The sequence below is a fragment of the Beijerinckia mobilis genome, from assembly GCF_000745425.1.
Lineage (GTDB): Bacteria > Pseudomonadota > Alphaproteobacteria > Rhizobiales > Beijerinckiaceae > Beijerinckia > Beijerinckia mobilis.
Map to the genome: position 1 here is coordinate 1 of NZ_JQJH01000035.1, position 17,591 is coordinate 17,591.

A 17,591-nucleotide genomic window follows, 5' to 3' on the forward strand; every position below is an offset into this window, starting at 1 on the left:
GTCACGCTGGCGGTGGCGCTTGCTCTGCCCGAGAATTTCCCCGGCCGCGATTTCATTCTCGTCACCGCCTTCGGCGCCATATTGGTGACAGTCCTGTTCCAGGGCTCGACGCTTGCCCCGCTCATCCGCCGCCTCGGCCTCAACGCGCAATCGTTACCGCTGGCAAAAACGCTGAGCGAAGCGGAAGCCCGGGCCCAGATCGCGGCGATGCAAAACGGCACCATCCAGCGCCTGTCGCTGCAGCCCGACGGCACCCACCGCCACCCCCGCCTGGCCGAGCAATATGCCTATCGAGCGCAGATCGCCGGCCGTTACGCGAAAGAACAGCAGCAATTGTCCCCGCACCGCCGCGCGCATTTTCAGGCCGTGCTGCAAGCCAATAAGGATGGCCGCACGGAACTGTTACGGCTGCACAGCGAAGGCGCGATCAGGGATGAAACCCTGCATACATTGGAGAGAGAATTGGATCTCGAGGAAATGAATGTGCTGGAGTATCTGGCGGAGGTGTATTACCCGATCTCGATGGGAATGATTCTGCGAGATTGAGTCCCTCCGCAATTACGCGGCGGCACTGTCCACCAAATCTCATTGATCTAAATCGGACAGGATTAATGAGATTTGGTATTCAAGATGCGATTCCCACCTTTTTGAGAGCCTTACGCAAATGGTCGACGAGATCAGAACTGGGAACTAACTGCAAATTCCTCCGTTCGCCCATCTGATTTTTTAATTCGTCATTGAGTTTAGAAAGCAAAAACTTTCCATACGCAAACTGTAATTCAATTGGTTGCTTTTCCGGCCAGAGCCCGTTCGTACCCGGGCCACCACCATCTTGCCAAAACTTTTTATTTGCTTCTTGGCGTTTTGATCGAAATTTTTTCCGAAATTCTTCTTCATACTTTACAAGTATATTTTTCACAATTTTTTCAGTTACATCAATAGATACACAATAAACAAGAGCGAGATGTTCCGGCATACAATAATATGCCTCCACATCGCACAACGGCGGAGAAAAAATATACATATTTCTATTACGATATTCTTCGCCCCACTGTGATAACTCTTCTTCGGTTAGGAAGTCACGATCTCGATGAATTATAACCTTAGGTTCTTTTTCAAATAATTCACACATTGCTTTAATTGCAACTGCCGAAGTTGCATTGCTTATCCCATTATAGGAAATTACCTTTACCCGACTTGATAAGTGCAATTTTTCAACACACAATTCCAGAGCAGCTTTTCCTCTATCTTCTGTACAGATGATACATTCTGCACCCTCTTTATCTAATTGATCTAAAGCGCCTAAATCCATCAAAACTGCGGCAAGATCCTTGCACTGGTCCGACTCAACTTTACCGTCTCTTACCCACACAATATTTGCACTTTCAGGCGCTGAAGCAACCATATGCCTGCTATGGGTTGAAACAATTACTGTTGCACCATATTTGTCCGAAATCTGACTAAAAGAACGAGATAATAGTACTTGTCTCGAGGGATGTAAATGATTATCTGGCTCATCTACAAGAAGAAACGCCGGTTTGAATAAGGCCACATAAGAGAGAATCTGGACAATTTGTAGTATTCCAGTTCCTACTAAATCGATAGGAACTTCTTTTCCACTTCCTTGGGAAAAAGTCACATTTACATAGAGATCATTAGCTACATCGTGATTAACCTTAATCTTACATGGTCCAATCAAATCTTCCAGCAGAGTGTTAACCTCTTGGAGCGTTTCATTCTCATGAAGCAGCCTGAGTATATTTCTAAATACTAAATTTGCATCACCCCCTGCTGCCTTTAAAAAGACTGCAGCATAGTTTTTATATTCTTCCCGATGCGGTATCCCAGAAAGACCTGGTACATAGATAGAAAAAAGACTTTTCGGATCCGCTATAACTTGACCAAACCCGGCTGACGTACCACTTCTGTTAACGCCTACATTTCCGTAATTTCTCCCTTTATATATCTCAATTCGATAACTTGCGAGCGTACCATCATTCGCTTCACCGAAGAATTCCACTTGTCCACGAGAACCACCCGTCCTGTTTTCATACGGTCCTGAGTGCCCTAAAAGTGAGAATTCTGAGGTTGGCGAATACCGAAGGTCAGACTCGGGGAGAACCTGCTCTTGCCTCTCCAGAGACAACTTTGCACATGAGACCGCCATATGAATAGCTTGTAACGCACTACTTTTCCCAGAATTATTACCACCAACCAAGTAATTAACGCTTTGAAGAGATATTTCCATTGACGATATTCTTTTAAAATTATCAATCTTTACTTTATCTATTTTCATAACAGTCAACTCAATTTTTGGCCAAATGGTGGGGGATTGAAAAAGCTATATCATGTCCGACAGGTAATCCTCATAGCAGAAAAATAATGTCAGTTTAGCGGGGGTAGAAGCCTCTTTAGAATTCAAACTTAGGTATTGAGCAGCATAGGTGATGAGCAACCGAGGGCTTACTTCCGCGTAAGCCGAAACATCCCCTGCTCCCCAAACAGGTTCCACACCCAAGGCGCGTTCGCCTTCAACGGCGTGCCGAACCGCCCGAGCGCTACGCCGCGTTCGATCCGTGCGTCCAGTGCCTTTGCAAGATCCAGAAAATCGCTGATCGTGCAGAAATGAATGTTGGGGGTGTCATACCAGGGCGCCTGCAGATTGGGCGTTACCGGCATGTGGCCCAGAAAAGCGATTTGCGCGCGTATGCGCCAATGGCCGAAATTGGGAAAGCTGACAATGGCATGGCGGCCGATGCGGAGCATATGTTCCAGCACCTGTCTTGGATGCCTTGTCGCCTGCAATGTCTGCGAGAGAATGACGTAATCAAAGGCATCGTCGGGATAGTTTTCGAGATCCGTATCCGCGTCGCCCTGAATGACCGACAAGCCCTTGGCGACGCAATCATTGACGCCCTTGTGGGAAAGTTCGATGCCGCGCGCATCGACGCCGCGTTCCGTGCTCAACAGATTGAGCAAAGTGCCATCACCGCAGCCGACATCGAGCACGCGTGAATGCGGCTCGACCATATCGGCGATCAACAATTCATCGACACGCGGGGCGGGAAAGGCCGCGCGGCGACGGCGGAACGAATGGCTTTCCAGCATGTCTCAATTGTCCGTTTGTTCCGATGCCGGTTTCGCGGCTTCCGCCGGCTGCTTGTCTGTTTCCCCCGCCAGTGGCGGCAAGCCGCGGGCACGTGCCGCCGCATCGAGAAAGCCGCGTGTCGTGGCGATAAATTCCGGCTCGTTCAGCAAAAAGGCGTCATGGCCGCGATCGGTCTCGATATCGACGAAGGAGACCGAGGCGCCGCCCGCATTCAGGGCATGGACGATGGCGCGGGAATCCGCCGTCGTATAGAGCCAGTCCGACTGGAAGGAGACCACGCAGAAGCGGGTTTTGGTGCCCTTGAAGGCCATGGCGAGCGAGCCGCCGTAATCGGCGGCGAGGTCGAAATAATCGCAGGCGCGCGTCACATAGAGATAGGAATTGGCGTCGAAGCGATCGACGAAACTCGCGCCCTGATGGCGCAGGTAGTTTTCGACCTGAAAATCGGCATCGAAGGAGAAGGTCGGCGCGGACCGGCCCTGCAGCTTGCGGCCGAATTTGCTCTGCAAGGCTTCGTCCGACAAATAGGTAATATGCGCGGCCATGCGGGCGACGGCGAGGCCCTTGTTGGGAAAGGTGCCCTGATCGAGATAACGCCCGGCGAGCCAGTTTGGATCGGCCATGATCGATTGCCGCCCGACCTCGTGGAAGGCGATGTTCTGCGAGGAATGTTTCGCCGCCGTGGCGATCGGCATGGCGGCAAAGACCCGGCCGGGGAAACTCGCCGCCCATTGCAGCACCTGCATGCCGCCCATCGAGCCGCCGGCAACGCAGAACAGGGTTTTGATGCCGAGATGGTCGATCAGCATCGCCTGCGCCTTCACCATGTCGCGGATGGTGACGATCGGCAAATCAAGGCCCCAGGCGCGGCCCGTCGCCGGATTGAGCGAGGCGGGTCCCGTCGTGCCCATGCAGCCGCCGACGACATTGGAAGAGATGACGAAATAACGATTGGTGTCGATCGGCCGGCCCGGCCCGACCATGATCCACCACCAGCCGGGCTTGCCAGTGATCGGATGATCACTCGCCACATGCTGATCGCCTGTCAGCGCATGACAGACGAGAATGGCGTTGGATTTGTCTTCGTTCAGCGTGCCATAGGTCTGATAGGCGATGGTGAGCGGCGCAAGGCTCACGCCCGCATCCATGGCCAGCGGCTGGTCCGGTCCGAACCGGACGACAAGGCTGTGCGGCTCATCCGCCTCGCGCTGGCTCGCCGCTTTGGTCGTTTCTGCCAAAGTCACCTTGACGCCTGTTTCTGACCTGATTCTCGGCCTGTTTCTCGCGCGCGCTTAGAACCGGGCGCGGCAAAGATCGTTCGATATGGCGAACATTGTGTCCGATATGTAGGAGCCTCGCCAGCCAGAAGTCAAGGACAAGAAAATGCCACTTTTGGAACCGCTCCGCGCTTGCCTCAGGAGAACAGGCGCGGAGGGAATCGATCACATTTACGCGGGCAGATGGATCAGCTTGTGGTTGACGAATTCGTCAATGCCGAGCGAGGAGAGTTCGCGCCCATAGCCGGAATTCTTGATGCCGCCGAAGGGCAGATCCGGCGCCGTCCAGGTGGCGCTGTTGACGAAAACCATACCGGTCTCGATCTCCGCCGCCACGCGCTTGCCGCGTTCGACATCGGCGGTAATGACCGAGCCGCCGAGGCCAAAGGGCGAATCATTGGCGAGGTCGATCGCCTCCTGCTCGCTTTTGACACGGAAAATCATGGCGACGGGGGCGAAGAATTCCTGATGGAAGACCGGGTTCGATTTCTCGATATTTTCGAGGATCGTCGGTTCCAGGAACCAGCCCTTGCGGTCGAGCCTCTTGCCGCCATGGACCAGTTTGGCGCCATGTTTGACCGCCGTTTCGATCTGGCCGAGCACAAGTTTCAGCGCGCCTTCGGTGCAGAGCGGCCCAAGCGTCGTTGCCTTTTCGAGCGGATCGCCGGGTGTGAGGTCTTCCAGCGATTTCTTGAAGGCTTCGACAAAGGCATCGGCCTTGCTCTCGTGCAGGATGAAGCGCTTGGCGGCGACGCAGCACTGCCCGGTATTGTTCATGCGCGCCCAGATGCCCCATTTGAGCGCCGTCTCCATATCAGCATCATCCAGAACAATAAAAGCATCGCTGCCGCCGAGTTCCATCGTGCTTTTCTTGAGCGCCGCGCCAGCCTCGGCGGCGACGGCGGAGCCCGCGCGCTCGCTGCCCGTCAGCGCCACGCCCTTGACGCGGCTGTCGGCGATCGCCTTGGCCGATTGCTCATTGGTGAGGAAGACATTGGTGTAGAGGCCCTTGGGCGCACCGGCATCGAGAAGCAGCTTTTCGAAAGCGAGCGCGCATTGCGGCACATTGGGGGCATGTTTGACGATGATGACATTGCCCGCGATGAAATTGGGGCCGACGACGCGGGCGAGCTGGTAATAGGGGAAATTCCACGGCTCGATGCAGAAGAGGATGCCGAGCGGCTCCTTGACGATCATCGCCTTGCCGCTCTGGGCATGGAGCTGTTTCGGCTCGAGAAAGCGGGGTCCGTGTTCGGCGTAATAATCGAGAATATCGGCGCTGAGATCGACCTCGCCGAGCGCCTCGTCAAAAAGCTTGCCCATTTCGATGGTGATCGGCCGGGCATAATCCTCGCGATTCTGGCGCAAAAGCGCGGCTGCCTTGGTGAGCACAGCCTTGCGCTCGGCCCATGAGGTTTTGCGCCATGCCCGATATTGGTCTTCCGCCGCCGCAAGGAAGGATTCGAGTTCCGCATCGGAATGCAGCGGGAAGGTTTTCAGCTTTTCTTCCGTATAGGGATTGATGGTTTCATATTTCACCGGGGGAACTCCTGTCGTAGCGGGTAAAACCCGCCGCGGGCGTCAGATCGTTCTCCGGGGCGTTTCCCCTATAATCCAGCCGGCAACGACCCGGCGCGCGTTACGGCGCAGGTTCGGCGAAGGTTGCGGCAGCCGCACAGCTATATACATAAAACTATAGATTCGACTATGGGTCCAAATCCGGAGGGCAGCCACGCGCCCGAAGCCGTCACTTGCGCGTGAGCAGGTCTCTCCCCGCAATGCTTTGCGCGGCGGCGAGTTTGGTCTAAGAATCGGCAACAATCCCTGTCCCTTCTCCCGGTTTTTCTGACGATCCATGGCCATTCATCTTCACAAAGGCGATCTTCCCGACGGTACGGATTATGGCGCGAGCGTCGCCATCGACACGGAAACTTTGGGACTGCTGCCGCAACGCGATCGCCTGTGCCTGGTGCAATTGTCAGGGGGCGACGGCAATGCCGATCTCGTCCAGATCGCGCCCGGCCAGGCGAGCGCACCCAATCTCGAACGGCTGCTGCGCGATACAGCGGTCACCAAACTGTTCCATTATGCGCGGTTCGATATAGCCGTGCTGTACAAAACCTTCGGCGCCATGGCGGAGCCGATCTATTGCACCAAGATCGCCTCGAAACTGACGCGCACTTATACCGACCGGCACGGACTGAAGGATCTCGCGCGGGAATTGCTGGGCGTCGATCTTTCAAAGCAGCAACAATCTTCCGACTGGGGCGCGCCGACCCTCACCGATGCGCAGCTCGCCTATGCCGCCTCCGATGTGCTCTATCTCCATGCCTTGCGCGAGAAACTCGACGTGGTGCTCGCACGCGAAGGCCGCACGGAACTTGCCGCGGCCTGTTTCGAATTTCTGCCGACACGGGCGAAACTCGATCTTGCCGGGTGGGCGGAGAATGATCTGTTCGCCCATACCTGAGACGAGAAAATGGAGGTGGTGAGAGCCGCAAGGGCGCCTTCTCTTGCCAGATGCTCCCGCGTTTTCTAAAACGCTCATCAAGGAGCGGCAGGCCGTTTTCGTGACGTCGGCGTGCGTTCCCTCAAAGCTCAGGTCCCCCTTTTCAGGTCACCATGGCCAGATCCCGATGGCCCGACCCCCGATGGCCCGATCCCGATGAACGAACCTGACGCACCCCCCTCCTGGCCTCCTCCCGGGCCTCCTCCTGGTCCGCAGGAAGAAACCAGTGCCTATCGCAAGGGGCAGAAGCTCGTCTATGGGGATTTCGCGGCGGCGCGGCGGCATTCGACTTTCGTGCGCTGGCTGCGCAGAATTTTCATCATCGTGCCGATCCTCACCGGCGTCGCGATGACCATCCATCTGGCTTTCGATCCGTTTCGCCGCCTGCCGGGCAATATTTCCATCGGCAAGGTTGATATTGAGGGGACGAAAGTCACCGTCGAGATGCCCAATGTCTCGGGTTTGCAGAGCAATGGCCATCCCTTCGCGGTGCGCGCGGAACAGGCCCATCAGGATATCGCCAAGCCGAATATCGTCAGCATGGCCAAGGTGGTGAGCGATATCGGCATGGCCGATGGCTCAAACGCCCATATCACCAGCGACGATGGCGTCTATGACAGCAATCTCGACAGGATCCGGTTGACCGGAGACGTCAGGATCAAGAATCATGGCCATTACGACATGACCCTGCCCTCGCTCGACATAGGGCTCAAGGCGGGGCGGCTGCAGGCCTTTGAAGGCGCCAAGGTCGTGATCGACGCTGGCGTCATCGGCGCCGAGACAATGCTCATCGAGGACCAGGGCCATCACATTCAGTTCGAAGGCAATGTCACCTCGCAATTCAAGAGCGCAGACGCAACAGCGCCACAGGGCGCGGGAGACCAGCCGTGAGCTCGATCATGAGGCGCATCACACTTATTGAAGGACAGGCCGGTTCACGCCGCGTCCTCCTGCCGGGCCTGCTTGTTTGCGTGGCAAGTCTGGCTTCAATGGCTATTCCGGTAGCCCCGGCCTTGGCGGCCAAGGCCGCAGGGGCTTCGAGCGGCCGCGTCCTGCCCGGCGGCAACGCAGACCAGCCGGTCAATATCGAGGCCTCCAAACTCGATTATTTCGACAAGGAGCAGAAGCTCATTTATACGGGCAATGTGGTGGCGACACAGGGTGACGCCCGGCTGAAGACCAACACGCTCACCATCTATCTCAATCCGAAGGAATCCGGGGATTCCGGCACAAGCCAGAGCTCGGCCGGCACCGATCAGGTGCGCCGCATGGAAGCCTCAGGCTCCGTCATTCTGACTTCGAAAGACCAGATAGGCACCGGCGACAAGGGTGTCTACGAAAAGGCCGAGAACAAGGTCACCCTCACCGGCAATGTGACCCTGACACAGGGCCCCAATGTCACCAAGGGCGACAAGCTCGTCTATGATCTGAACACCAGCCAGGCGGTGGTCACGGGCCGGGTGCGCAGCCTGTTCCTGCCCTCCGACAACAAAAAGAGCGCGCCTTCCAAGACACAATGAATCCTTTCGGAATCCTTTCGGAATCCTCTCGCGGGCTCGTGCCGCACGTGGAATGGAAGGGATGAGCGATTGGAGACGCGGGGACAGGTTTGCTCCCCATGAAATCGCCCTATTCGACCGCGACATTGACCGGCACTGTTCGGGACGGCGATCCTTGCCTTGAGAATGCAGGCGCGGAGTGCCAGTATGGCTGGACATTTGCCAAAAGGTCAGTTTGCAAATTGTTCCTTTTGGAGTCCCGAAATGGGGCCTGGCGGGAAATTTGGATCACCTGCCGCCTCATTCCAATCCAATCAACATGCTCCAGAGCCGCATCAACGAATTGGGCTCGTGAGCGATTTTCCTTGTTTGTCGACGCATCGAATCGGCCCGCGAAGAGCTCTTTCTCCTGCGGTTTGATGCTGCAGACCTGACGAAGCGGTGACTGGCGGATGAACGAAGAGTCTGTTTCGGCAACCTATGCAACGCTCAACAGAGCGCGGGTTTCGTCTCCGGCGGCCGGAGCCTCACCTGAAACCAGCCAGGGCGTCCTCGCGGCCACACATCTGCGCAAATATTACAAGGCGCGGCGTGTAGTGGAGGATGTGAGCCTCTTCGTGCGGCGCGGCGAGGCAGTCGGCTTGCTCGGCCCCAACGGCGCCGGCAAGACCACCGTGTTCTACATGATCACCGGGCTGATCCGGCCGGATCAGGGTCGCATCTTTCTCGACGGGCATGATGTGACGGCCCTGCCAATGTACCGCCGCGCCCGGCTCGGGGTTGGCTATCTGCCGCAGGAAGCCTCGATCTTCCGGGGTCTCAGCGTCGAGGACAATATCCGCGCGGTTCTGGAAATTTCCCAGCCCGACAAGCAAAAGCGGGAAGAGGAACTCGATTCCCTGCTTGATGAATTCCATCTGACGCGCCTGCGCAAATCCCCCTCCATTGCGCTCTCCGGCGGCGAGCGGCGGCGCTGCGAAATCGCCCGCGCCCTTGCCGGCCGTCCAACCTTCATGCTGCTCGACGAACCTTTCGCCGGCGTCGATCCGATCGCCGTTCATGACATCAAGGCTTTGGTGCGCCACCTCACGCAGCGTGGCATCGGTGTGCTGATCACTGATCATGCGGTGCGCGAGACGCTCGATCTCATCGACCGTGCCTATATCATCCATTCCGGCCATGTGCTGACGAGCGGCACGCCCAATGAAATCGTCGCCAATCCGGATGTGCGGCGCTTCTATCTCGGCGCCGATTTCAAACTCTGAAACGACACCATCAGCCGGAGAGTGCCCCCACTTTCCGGCTGGATATATTGACAAAAAGCGAAAGTATTGCTCGCGGATGCGATTGAGCGAGCAATGCGCGACACATGGGCTTCGCCGTTCCGCCGATCCCGACTGTTGCAGGCCAATTCCAACTGCATCTGCAGAGGGATGCGCCACGCGCATCACCGACCGGCCAAGACCGCGCGTGCTCAACGCGAATCGGCTTGACCTTATCTTCTCGGCACAGCCTCGTCTTCCTGATTGAAAAATTTAGCATTCCAGGAACAGCGCGGATCCATAATGCCTATTTTTTAGGCTATTCTTTGGCATTCCAGCGCGCCGACACGTCTCACATTTAAATTGTTACAATTTGTGAACTCTGCCTTTCGGGGCGGGCTCCAGACCTGTTTTGCATCATGATATGGAGGCATGAAAAGCAAGATAAAAAATAATACAGCACACTGCTTTTACATGGTTTCCGAGATAAAAAATTCATAAAAGCGCTGGCCACCAAATAGTTTCTGCTATATGCAAGAAACAGGCCCGATCTGGCGCAGATGTTTATTTCGCCCCCCTCGTTCGGATCGATTCCGGCCCTTTGTTGAAACAGCCCCCTGAAATCTCCGCTCTTCTTCCAGAGCCGATTTCACCGCAATTCGGAGCCGAATGCCATGGCGCTTTCAACCAAACTCGTCATGCGGCAAGGTCAATCCCTTGTCATGACGCCGCAGCTGCTGCAGGCCATCAAACTGCTCCAATTTTCCAATCTGGAACTCGCGGCTTTCGTCGAGGACGAGCTTGAGCGCAATCCGCTTCTCGAACGCGCCGAGGAAGCGTCCGAGCCTTATGAGCCCAGTCTGTCCAACGCCTATGACGCTAAGGACGGCCACGGTGATTTTTCTGGTGATTTCTCGGGCGATCTCTCGGGGAACGACGGTCAATCCTTCAACGACGCCCATGAAGCCGACTGGAGCTCCGATTCCTTCGCCATAGACCGCGGCTCCATGGAAGCGAGCCTTGGAACCGAATTGTCCAACACCTTCGACGACGACCGCGCCCCGACCCCCGGCGATTACCAGGACAATTACGGGCTCGAAGGCACCGGTCTTTCCGCCACCTCCTGGTCCGGTGGAACCGGCCTCAACGGCGACGGCGAGGCCACCAATCTTGAAGCCTATGTCGCCGGCGAAACCACGCTCAAGGACCATCTTTCGGGGCAATTAGCGATCGCGACCCCGGACCCCGTCGACAGGCTCATTGGCAATGCCTTGATCGATGCGCTCGACGAGGTCGGCTATCTGACCGATCCGATCGAGGAAATCGCCGACCGCCTCGGCGCCCCGCTCGAACGGGTCGAGCGGGTTCTCAAAATCGTCCAGACCTTTGACCCCTCCGGCGTCGGCGCCCGCAATCTTGCGGAATGCCTTGCGATTCAGTTGCGCGAGCGCGACCGGCTCGACCCGGCCATGCAGACCCTGCTCAATCATCTGGGCCTGCTCGCCAAGCGGGATTTCGCCAGCCTGCGGAAAATTTGCCAGGTCGATGAAGAAGACATTCTCGACATGCTGAACGAGATCCGCCGGCTCGATCCCAAGCCCGGCCGCGCCTTCGGCTCGAGCTCGATCCAGCCCGTCGTCCCCGATGTCATCGTGCGCCCGTTGCCAGATGGCTCCTGGCATGTGGAACTCAATGCCGATGTTCTGCCGCGCATTCTCGTCAACCACACCTACGCCGCGCGGGTCACCAAGACCAAGGCCAAGGAAAGCGACAAGGCCTTCATGTCGAACTGCCTGCAGACGGCCAACTGGCTGACGAAGAGCCTGGAACAGCGCGCCCGCACCATCCTGAAGGTCTCGAGCGAGATCGTGCGCCAGCAGGATGCCTTCTTCGCCAAGGGCGTCGAACATCTGCGGCCGTTGAACCTGAAAACCATCGCCGATGCGATCGGCATGCATGAATCGACCGTCTCGCGCGTCACCTCCAACAAATATATGACCACCCCACGCGGTCTGTTCGAACTCAAATATTTCTTCACCGCCTCGATCAACGCCCATAATGGCGGCGAAGCCCATTCGGCGGAATCAGTGCGGTTCCGCATCAAGCAGATGATCGATGCGGAAAGCCCGAAGGACATTCTTTCGGACGATGCGATCGTCGCCAAGCTCAAGGAAGCCAATATCGATATTGCGCGGCGCACCGTCGCCAAATATCGCGATAGCCTCAAAATCCCTTCCTCGGTCGAGCGGCGGCGCGAAAAAGCGGCACTCATGATGTCATAGACAATCGTTCGACCGACGGGCATGTATGTCCGCCTTCGATGCGCAAAAACATCAAACCGGAAAAGCAACGCGCTTTTCCGGTTTGTGTGTATCACCAAGACGAAGCGGGCAAGTTCACGCCGCCAGAATATGTTCCATGCGTTCGCGCTCGCGCAGACATTCCTCGTCGCGCCCGATCATCGCAGCCGCAATCACCTGTCCTTCGGAAATGTACCGCAGCGTGCTGTCGCCGGAGGACGGATCGCCATCAATATCGATCCGATCCCATTGCTGCGCGTGACCGATGTAGCTCAATGAGAAATCGAACTGCCGCGTCCAGAAGAACGGGACATCTTTGAAGGGAACGGCGGCGCCCATCATATTCTTTGCCGCGACCTGTCCCTGCCGTTCGGCGACATCCCAATGTTCCACGCGCAGACGCCTGCCGCTGTGCGGATCGGGCCAGGAGGCGATATCACCGGCGGCATAAATATCGGGATCGCTCGTCGCCAGATATTCATCGACGATCACGCCGTCGCCCACTTCAACACCCGCCGCCCGCGCGAGATCGAGACGCGGCTCGACGCCGATGCCAACGAGGACCAGATCGGCGGCGAGAACACTGCCGTCATCGAGCAGAACATGGTCCTTCTCGACGGAGAGAATGGTGCGACCGAAATGAAACCGGTTGCCGTGATTCTCATGGAGAGCCCGCAAGGCCTCGCCAAGCTCGCGGCCAAACAGGCGTTCCATCGGCAACGAGCCGGTCGCGACAATATCGATCTCCAATCCGCGTTCGCGCAGACTGGCGGCGGCCTCCAGCCCGATGAAACTCGCTCCGAGAATGACGGCGCGCCGGGCTTTTCCGGCGTGATCGATCAGAGCGCGGCAATCGGCGAGCGAGCGCAGGACATGGACATGCGGCAGATCATGGCCCGGAAAGGTCGGCTGACGCGGTTCCGCACCGGTCGCAAGCAGGAGTTTAGAATAGGCGATTTCCTGACCGTCAGCGAGAATTACGCGATGCGCCGCGCGATCGATCTTTTCGACCTCACTGCCAAGATCGACCCGGCCGCCAGACCGGCGCGCACCAGGCCCGAAAGCCTGGCTGTGCAGCGGCAATTGCTCCTCGCCGAGTTTGCCCCCGAGATAATCCTTGCTCAACATCGTCCGGTCATAGGGACCGGCACCCTCGCGCGAGATCAGCACCACATCGCCGGCATGCCCCTCATGACTGAGCATTTCGGCCGCGGCGAAACCCGCGGCACCGCCGCCGATGATCACATAGGGTGCAGCCGTCTCGGGCGCGGCACGGGTAAGACCCGGAGCAGCCTCTTTATGATCGACACTCACCATGCCGTTGTCGATGCGCAGGGCCCAGCGTTCCAGCGGGTCGAAGGCCGGCGCGGCGACGGCTTCACCCGTTTTCGCGTCGAAACAGGCATGGTGCCAGGGGCATCTGATATGGCCATCGGCAAGAATGCCTTCGGCCAGAGGGCCGCCCGCGTGGGTGCATCTTCCGCTGAGCAGCGTCAGGCTGTCGCCATCGCGTATCAAAATGGCGGTCTGTTCGCCGAGGCAGGCTTCGAGAATGCGGTTTTCCGGAATCGACTCCAGCCTGACGGGCTGGCTGAAATCAATGATCGCCGACTTCGAGGAGTCTTTGGTCGTCATGGAAGAACCTCCCGGTTGCTTTGCCGGGAGAACGCCGCCACCTCATTAGCGTTGCATATCGAGCAATGTATCGGCTGCGGCTATAGACATACACTCACGCCGCGCTGCGACGGGGCGTGAGATCTCCTCGATAGGAAAGCGCCTCGGCAAGATGCGGCGCGCCGACCGAGCCGCCGTCGGCACTTTCAAGGTTTGAGAGATCGGCGATGGTGCGGGCAAGCTTCAGCACCCGGTGAAAGCCGCGCGCCGAAAGATGCAGCCGGTCGGATGCCTCGCGCAGCAAAGCGAGGCCGCCGGTATCAAGCGCCACCACCTGCTCGATGATCTTGGCCGGTGCAGCCGCGTTTGAACCGACCTGCGGCAGGCCAAGCGCCTCATAACGCCGCTGCTGAATCCCCCGCGCGCGGGCCACGCGGGCGGAGACCTCGGCAGACCCCTCCCGAGGCGCGGGCAGCAGAAGATCGGCGGCACTCACGGCGGCAACATCCACATGGAGATCGATGCGATCGAGCAAGGGCCCCGAAAGTTTCGCCTGATATTGCGCCATGCAGCGCGCATTGGGGCCGCGCGAACAAGCAAAACCCGGATCCATTGCGTGGCCGCAGCGGCACGGATTCATCGCCGCGACGAGCTGGAACCGCGCCGGATAGGTGATGCGGTGATTGGCCCGCGCGATGGAGACTTCTCCGCTCTCAAGCGGCTGGCGCAAGGAATCGAGAACCGAGGCCTGAAATTCCGGCAATTCATCGAGAAACAGCACACCGTGATGGGCGAGCGACACTTCGCCCGGCCGCGCGCGCAGACCGCCACCGACAAGCGCCGCCATGGAAGCCGAATGATGCGGCGCGCGAAACGGCCGCCGGTCGGTCAGCGCCCCGCCAGCAAGGTCGCCGGCGACGGAGTGAACCAGCGAGACTTCCAGCAATTCCCGCGGATCGAGCGGCGGCAGAATCGAGGGCAGACGCGCGGCGAGCATAGATTTGCCGGCGCCGGGCGGCCCGTTGAAAAGAAGGTTGTGGCCGCCGGCAGCGGCGATTTCGAGCGCCCGCTTGGCGCTTTCCTGCCCTTTGATTTCGCTCAAATCCGGTTGATCGGCGGGCGGCTTGCGCAAGGCCGCCTGCGGCCTTTGCAGGACCTGCGTGCCCTTGCAATGATTGACCAATTGTATGAGCGATGATGGCGCGAGGATCGGCAGGTCGCGTGCCGCCCAGGCGGCTTCCGGCCCGCATTCGCGCGGGCAGATCAGGCCATGGCCGCGCGCATTGGCGGCGATGGCGGCGGCGAGAACACCGGCGACCGGCGTAATCGTGCCATCGAGCGCAAGTTCCCCCAAAATCGTGTAATCGGCGAGCGCATCGGCAGGCAGAGCGCCGATCGCCGCCATAATACCAAGAGCGATCGGCAGATCGTAATGGCTACCCTCTTTCGGCAGATCGGCTGGAGCGAGATTGACGGTGATCCGCTTGGCGGGCAAAGCGAGGCCAGACGCATTCAGCGCCGCGCGCACGCGCTCACGCGATTCCGCCACCGCCTTGTCGCCGAGACCGACGACGGCAAAAACCACATTGCCATTGGCGATCTGCACCTGCACGTCAACCGGGCGGGCCTCGATACCCTCGAAGGCGACCGTGGCGATTCGGACGACCATGGTTTGTTTCCCGGCGCAGGCAGACAATTCGATAAGTAAAATTATTACCTAATCAAAGGGGTCATGCCAAGGGATTCTGCAAAGTCCGGAAGGCCCATTTTCCGAAATGCCGTCGATCCTGATGCGGCGCGGCGGGATTATACCTGCAATGGGCTATCCATAAGCCCGTCAAGGCGGCGGAACAGGGCGATTGTGTTGCAGCACAATCAGACTACAGTTTGTCCCGTGCCGGATACCATCGGAGCACATTTTCAATGGAGCCATACGGAAACATCCGGGCGCTCCAGACCTGCGGCGTCCCGCCAGCAGGCCGCCGGGAGGAAACAATGAGTATTCTGATCGCCCTCGCCGGGCTCGCTTTTCTTATCATTATTGCCTATCGCGGTTTCAGTGTCATTCTCTTCGCCCCCATCGCGGCGATGATCCCCGTGCTGCTCACAGAGCCGGCCTCCGTTCCCGCCGTCTTCACCGGCCTGTTCATGGAACGCATGGTCGTCTTCGTGAAACTCTATTTTCCCCTGTTCATTCTCGGTGCGATCTTCGGCAAGCTCATCGAACTGTCGGGCTTTTCCAAGGTCATCGTGGCGACGATCATCCGTATGGTGGGCCACGAGCGGGCGATCCTGTCGATCGTGCTGGTGGCGGCGCTGCTCACCTATGGCGGCGTCTCGCTATTCGTCGTCGTCTTCGCGGTCTATCCCTTCGCCGCGGAAATGTTTCGTCAGGCGGCCATCCCCAAACGGCTGATGCCCGCCACTCTGGCGCTCGGCGCCTTCAGTTTTACCATGGATGCGGTGCCGGGCACGCCGCAGATCCAGAACATCATTCCGACGACCTTCTTCCAGACCAATTCCTGGGCCGCCCCCTGGCTCGGCACCATTGGCTCCCTGTTCATCCTCATTACCGGTCTTGCCTATCTCGAATGGCGCCGCCGTGCGACTGGATCGGAAGGCTATGGCGACAATCACATCAATGAACCCGCTCTGGTGCTGGCGGATCACCGCATCCATCCCGTCATCGCCTTCCTGCCGCTGATCTCCGTCGGCCTGTTTAACATTGTCTTCACACGCCTGATCCCCATCGCCTTCGGTCCAGTGCACGAAGTCAGCTTGCCAGGACTTGCAGCGCCGATCGTCACCAAAGTGCCGACCGTCACAGCCGTCTGGGCGCTCGAAGGCGCCTTGCTCATCAGTATTTTCATGGTCGCCGCCTTATCTTACCGGCGGATTGCCAAGACTTTCATGGACGGCTCGAAACATGCCGTGGCGGGCGCGCTGCTTGCGACAATGAATACGGCATCGGAATATGGTTTCGGTGCCGTCATCGCGGCGCTTCCGGGTTTCATCGCGCTGCGTCAGGCGCTGCAGGCAATCCCCAATCCGCTCGTCAATGCAGCGATCGTCACCACGACACTTGCCGGCATTACGGGATCGGCCTCCGGCGGCCTCAGCATCGCGCTCGGAGCAATGGCGGACCAGTTCATCGCAAGCGCAAAGGCCGCGGGCATTCCTCTCGAGGTCATGCACCGGGTTACCGCCATGGCGAGCGGCGGCATGGATATTCTGCCGCATAATGGCGCGGTCATCACCGTCCTCGCAGTCACCGGCCTCACCCACAGACAATCCTATGGCGATATTTTCGTGATCGCGCTCCTGAAGACGAGCGCCGTCTTCTTCATCATCTTCGTCTATTACACGACCGGCCTCGTGTGACCTCACGCCAGATTTGTTCGATTGCACCATCTTATACCAAGGCCGCAAAGAACGAGCTTTGGTGGTTTTCTCGCATTTTCGCTATCGCTTTGAAGAAACGAAAACGCAAGAATAGTCCAACAATCATTGATCGTGCACGTTAGTATTATACCAATGTGCATGGGTCTCGGTTTTTCGTAATCCATGCAGCGACGGAGGAGTCCAACGCCGATGCGTCCCATAACAGCATTTTCCGTCAACATTAAATCGCTTCACGATTTCATAAGTTTAAAAATACTTCAATTTTCTGCGCGGGGCGTTTCCGGATAGATCCGAAACGCTCTAGGTCCTGTTGACGAATAGGATTCCCAAGTTGCGAAGGTTCTGATTCAAAGTCGCTTTCAGAAGGAGGCGACTTTGATTCGTGGGCTGATGTCGGATGAAGAATGGGCCTGTCTTGAGCCGTTCGTGACGCGGCGCGGGCCGCATAGCGGGCGACGTGCGAAGGACCATCGCCTTGTTCTTGATGGTATTTTCTGGATTTCCCGCACGGGCGTGCAATGGCGCGATTTGCACGAGCATTTCGGCAAATGGTCATCAGTTTATCGCCAGTTTCGGCGCTGGACGCTGGCTGGATTGTGGGAAACGCTGCTCGAAGCCT

13 protein-coding genes and 1 pseudogene are annotated in these 17,591 nt (G+C 57.9%); 8 read left to right on the forward strand and 6 right to left on the reverse strand.

The features are described from left to right. Positions 1–546, forward strand: a pseudogene (locus tag DL88_RS20605) (Na+/H+ antiporter); the annotation flags it as partial. Positions 547–625: 79 nt separating this feature from the next. Here the strand turns inward: DL88_RS20605 and DL88_RS20020 are convergent. From DL88_RS20020 to DL88_RS17425, 4 genes are all read right to left on the reverse strand, one after another. After that, complete coding sequence (locus tag DL88_RS20020) at positions 626–2,296, reverse strand: ATP-dependent nuclease (RefSeq protein ID WP_084705265.1); 1,671 nt, start codon at positions 2,294–2,296, stop codon at positions 626–628. Positions 2,297–2,463: 167 nt separating this feature from the next. After that, positions 2,464–3,108: a methionine biosynthesis protein MetW gene (gene metW, locus DL88_RS17415; RefSeq protein ID WP_034999084.1), complete on the reverse strand. Its 645-nt coding sequence runs from the start codon at positions 3,106–3,108 to the stop codon at positions 2,464–2,466. Positions 3,109–3,111: 3 nt separating this feature from the next. Next, on the reverse strand, positions 3,112–4,347 hold the full coding sequence (gene metX, locus DL88_RS17420) for a homoserine O-acetyltransferase MetX (RefSeq protein ID WP_280949214.1): 1,236 nt from the start codon (positions 4,345–4,347) through the stop codon (positions 3,112–3,114). 210 nt (positions 4,348–4,557) lie between these two features. Further along, on the reverse strand, positions 4,558–5,925 hold the full coding sequence (locus tag DL88_RS17425) for an NAD-dependent succinate-semialdehyde dehydrogenase (RefSeq protein WP_034999086.1): 1,368 nt from the start codon (positions 5,923–5,925) through the stop codon (positions 4,558–4,560). Between the two features lie 316 nt (positions 5,926–6,241). Here DL88_RS17425 and DL88_RS17430 point away from each other — a divergent pair, with 316 nt between their 5' ends. The 5 genes from DL88_RS17430 (at position 6,242) to rpoN (ending at position 11,938) form a co-directional block, all read left to right on the forward strand. After that, a complete protein-coding gene (locus tag DL88_RS17430) occupies positions 6,242–6,856 on the forward strand; it encodes a ribonuclease D (RefSeq protein ID WP_034999089.1) in 615 nt (204 codons plus the stop codon). Between the two features lie 195 nt (positions 6,857–7,051). Next, positions 7,052–7,786 carry a hypothetical protein gene (locus tag DL88_RS17435; RefSeq protein WP_034999092.1) on the forward strand — a complete coding sequence of 245 codons (735 nt, stop codon included), beginning with the start codon at positions 7,052–7,054 and terminating at the stop codon, positions 7,784–7,786. Next, positions 7,783–8,415: a lipopolysaccharide transport periplasmic protein LptA gene (gene lptA / locus DL88_RS17440; RefSeq protein ID WP_245270944.1), complete on the forward strand. Its 633-nt coding sequence runs from the start codon at positions 7,783–7,785 to the stop codon at positions 8,413–8,415. The genes DL88_RS17435 and lptA overlap by 4 nt, the downstream gene beginning before the upstream one ends. A gap of 431 nt (positions 8,416–8,846) precedes the next feature. Beyond that, positions 8,847–9,659: an LPS export ABC transporter ATP-binding protein gene (gene lptB / locus DL88_RS17445; protein ID WP_084705266.1), complete on the forward strand. Its 813-nt coding sequence runs from the start codon at positions 8,847–8,849 to the stop codon at positions 9,657–9,659. Between the two features lie 671 nt (positions 9,660–10,330). Beyond that, positions 10,331–11,938 carry an RNA polymerase factor sigma-54 gene (gene rpoN, locus DL88_RS17455; protein WP_034999097.1) on the forward strand — a complete coding sequence of 536 codons (1,608 nt, stop codon included), beginning with the start codon at positions 10,331–10,333 and terminating at the stop codon, positions 11,936–11,938. A 114-nt stretch (positions 11,939–12,052) separates the two neighbouring features. On the opposite strand, the gene DL88_RS17460 is transcribed toward rpoN, so the two are convergent. Further along, on the reverse strand, positions 12,053–13,591 hold the full coding sequence (locus DL88_RS17460) for an FAD-dependent oxidoreductase (RefSeq protein ID WP_034999100.1): 1,539 nt from the start codon (positions 13,589–13,591) through the stop codon (positions 12,053–12,055). Between the two features lie 94 nt (positions 13,592–13,685). Further along, entirely contained in the window at positions 13,686–15,239 is a 1,554-nt protein-coding gene (locus DL88_RS17465; protein ID WP_034999103.1) for a YifB family Mg chelatase-like AAA ATPase, read from the reverse strand. Between the two features lie 326 nt (positions 15,240–15,565). Here DL88_RS17465 and DL88_RS17470 point away from each other — a divergent pair, with 326 nt between their 5' ends. Beyond that, entirely contained in the window at positions 15,566–16,951 is a 1,386-nt protein-coding gene (locus DL88_RS17470) for a GntP family permease (protein ID WP_034999105.1), read from the forward strand. Positions 16,952–17,362: 411 nt separating this feature from the next. Then, on the forward strand, positions 17,363–17,591 hold a 229-nt coding region (locus tag DL88_RS17475; RefSeq protein WP_034999107.1), incomplete at its 3' end, for a transposase.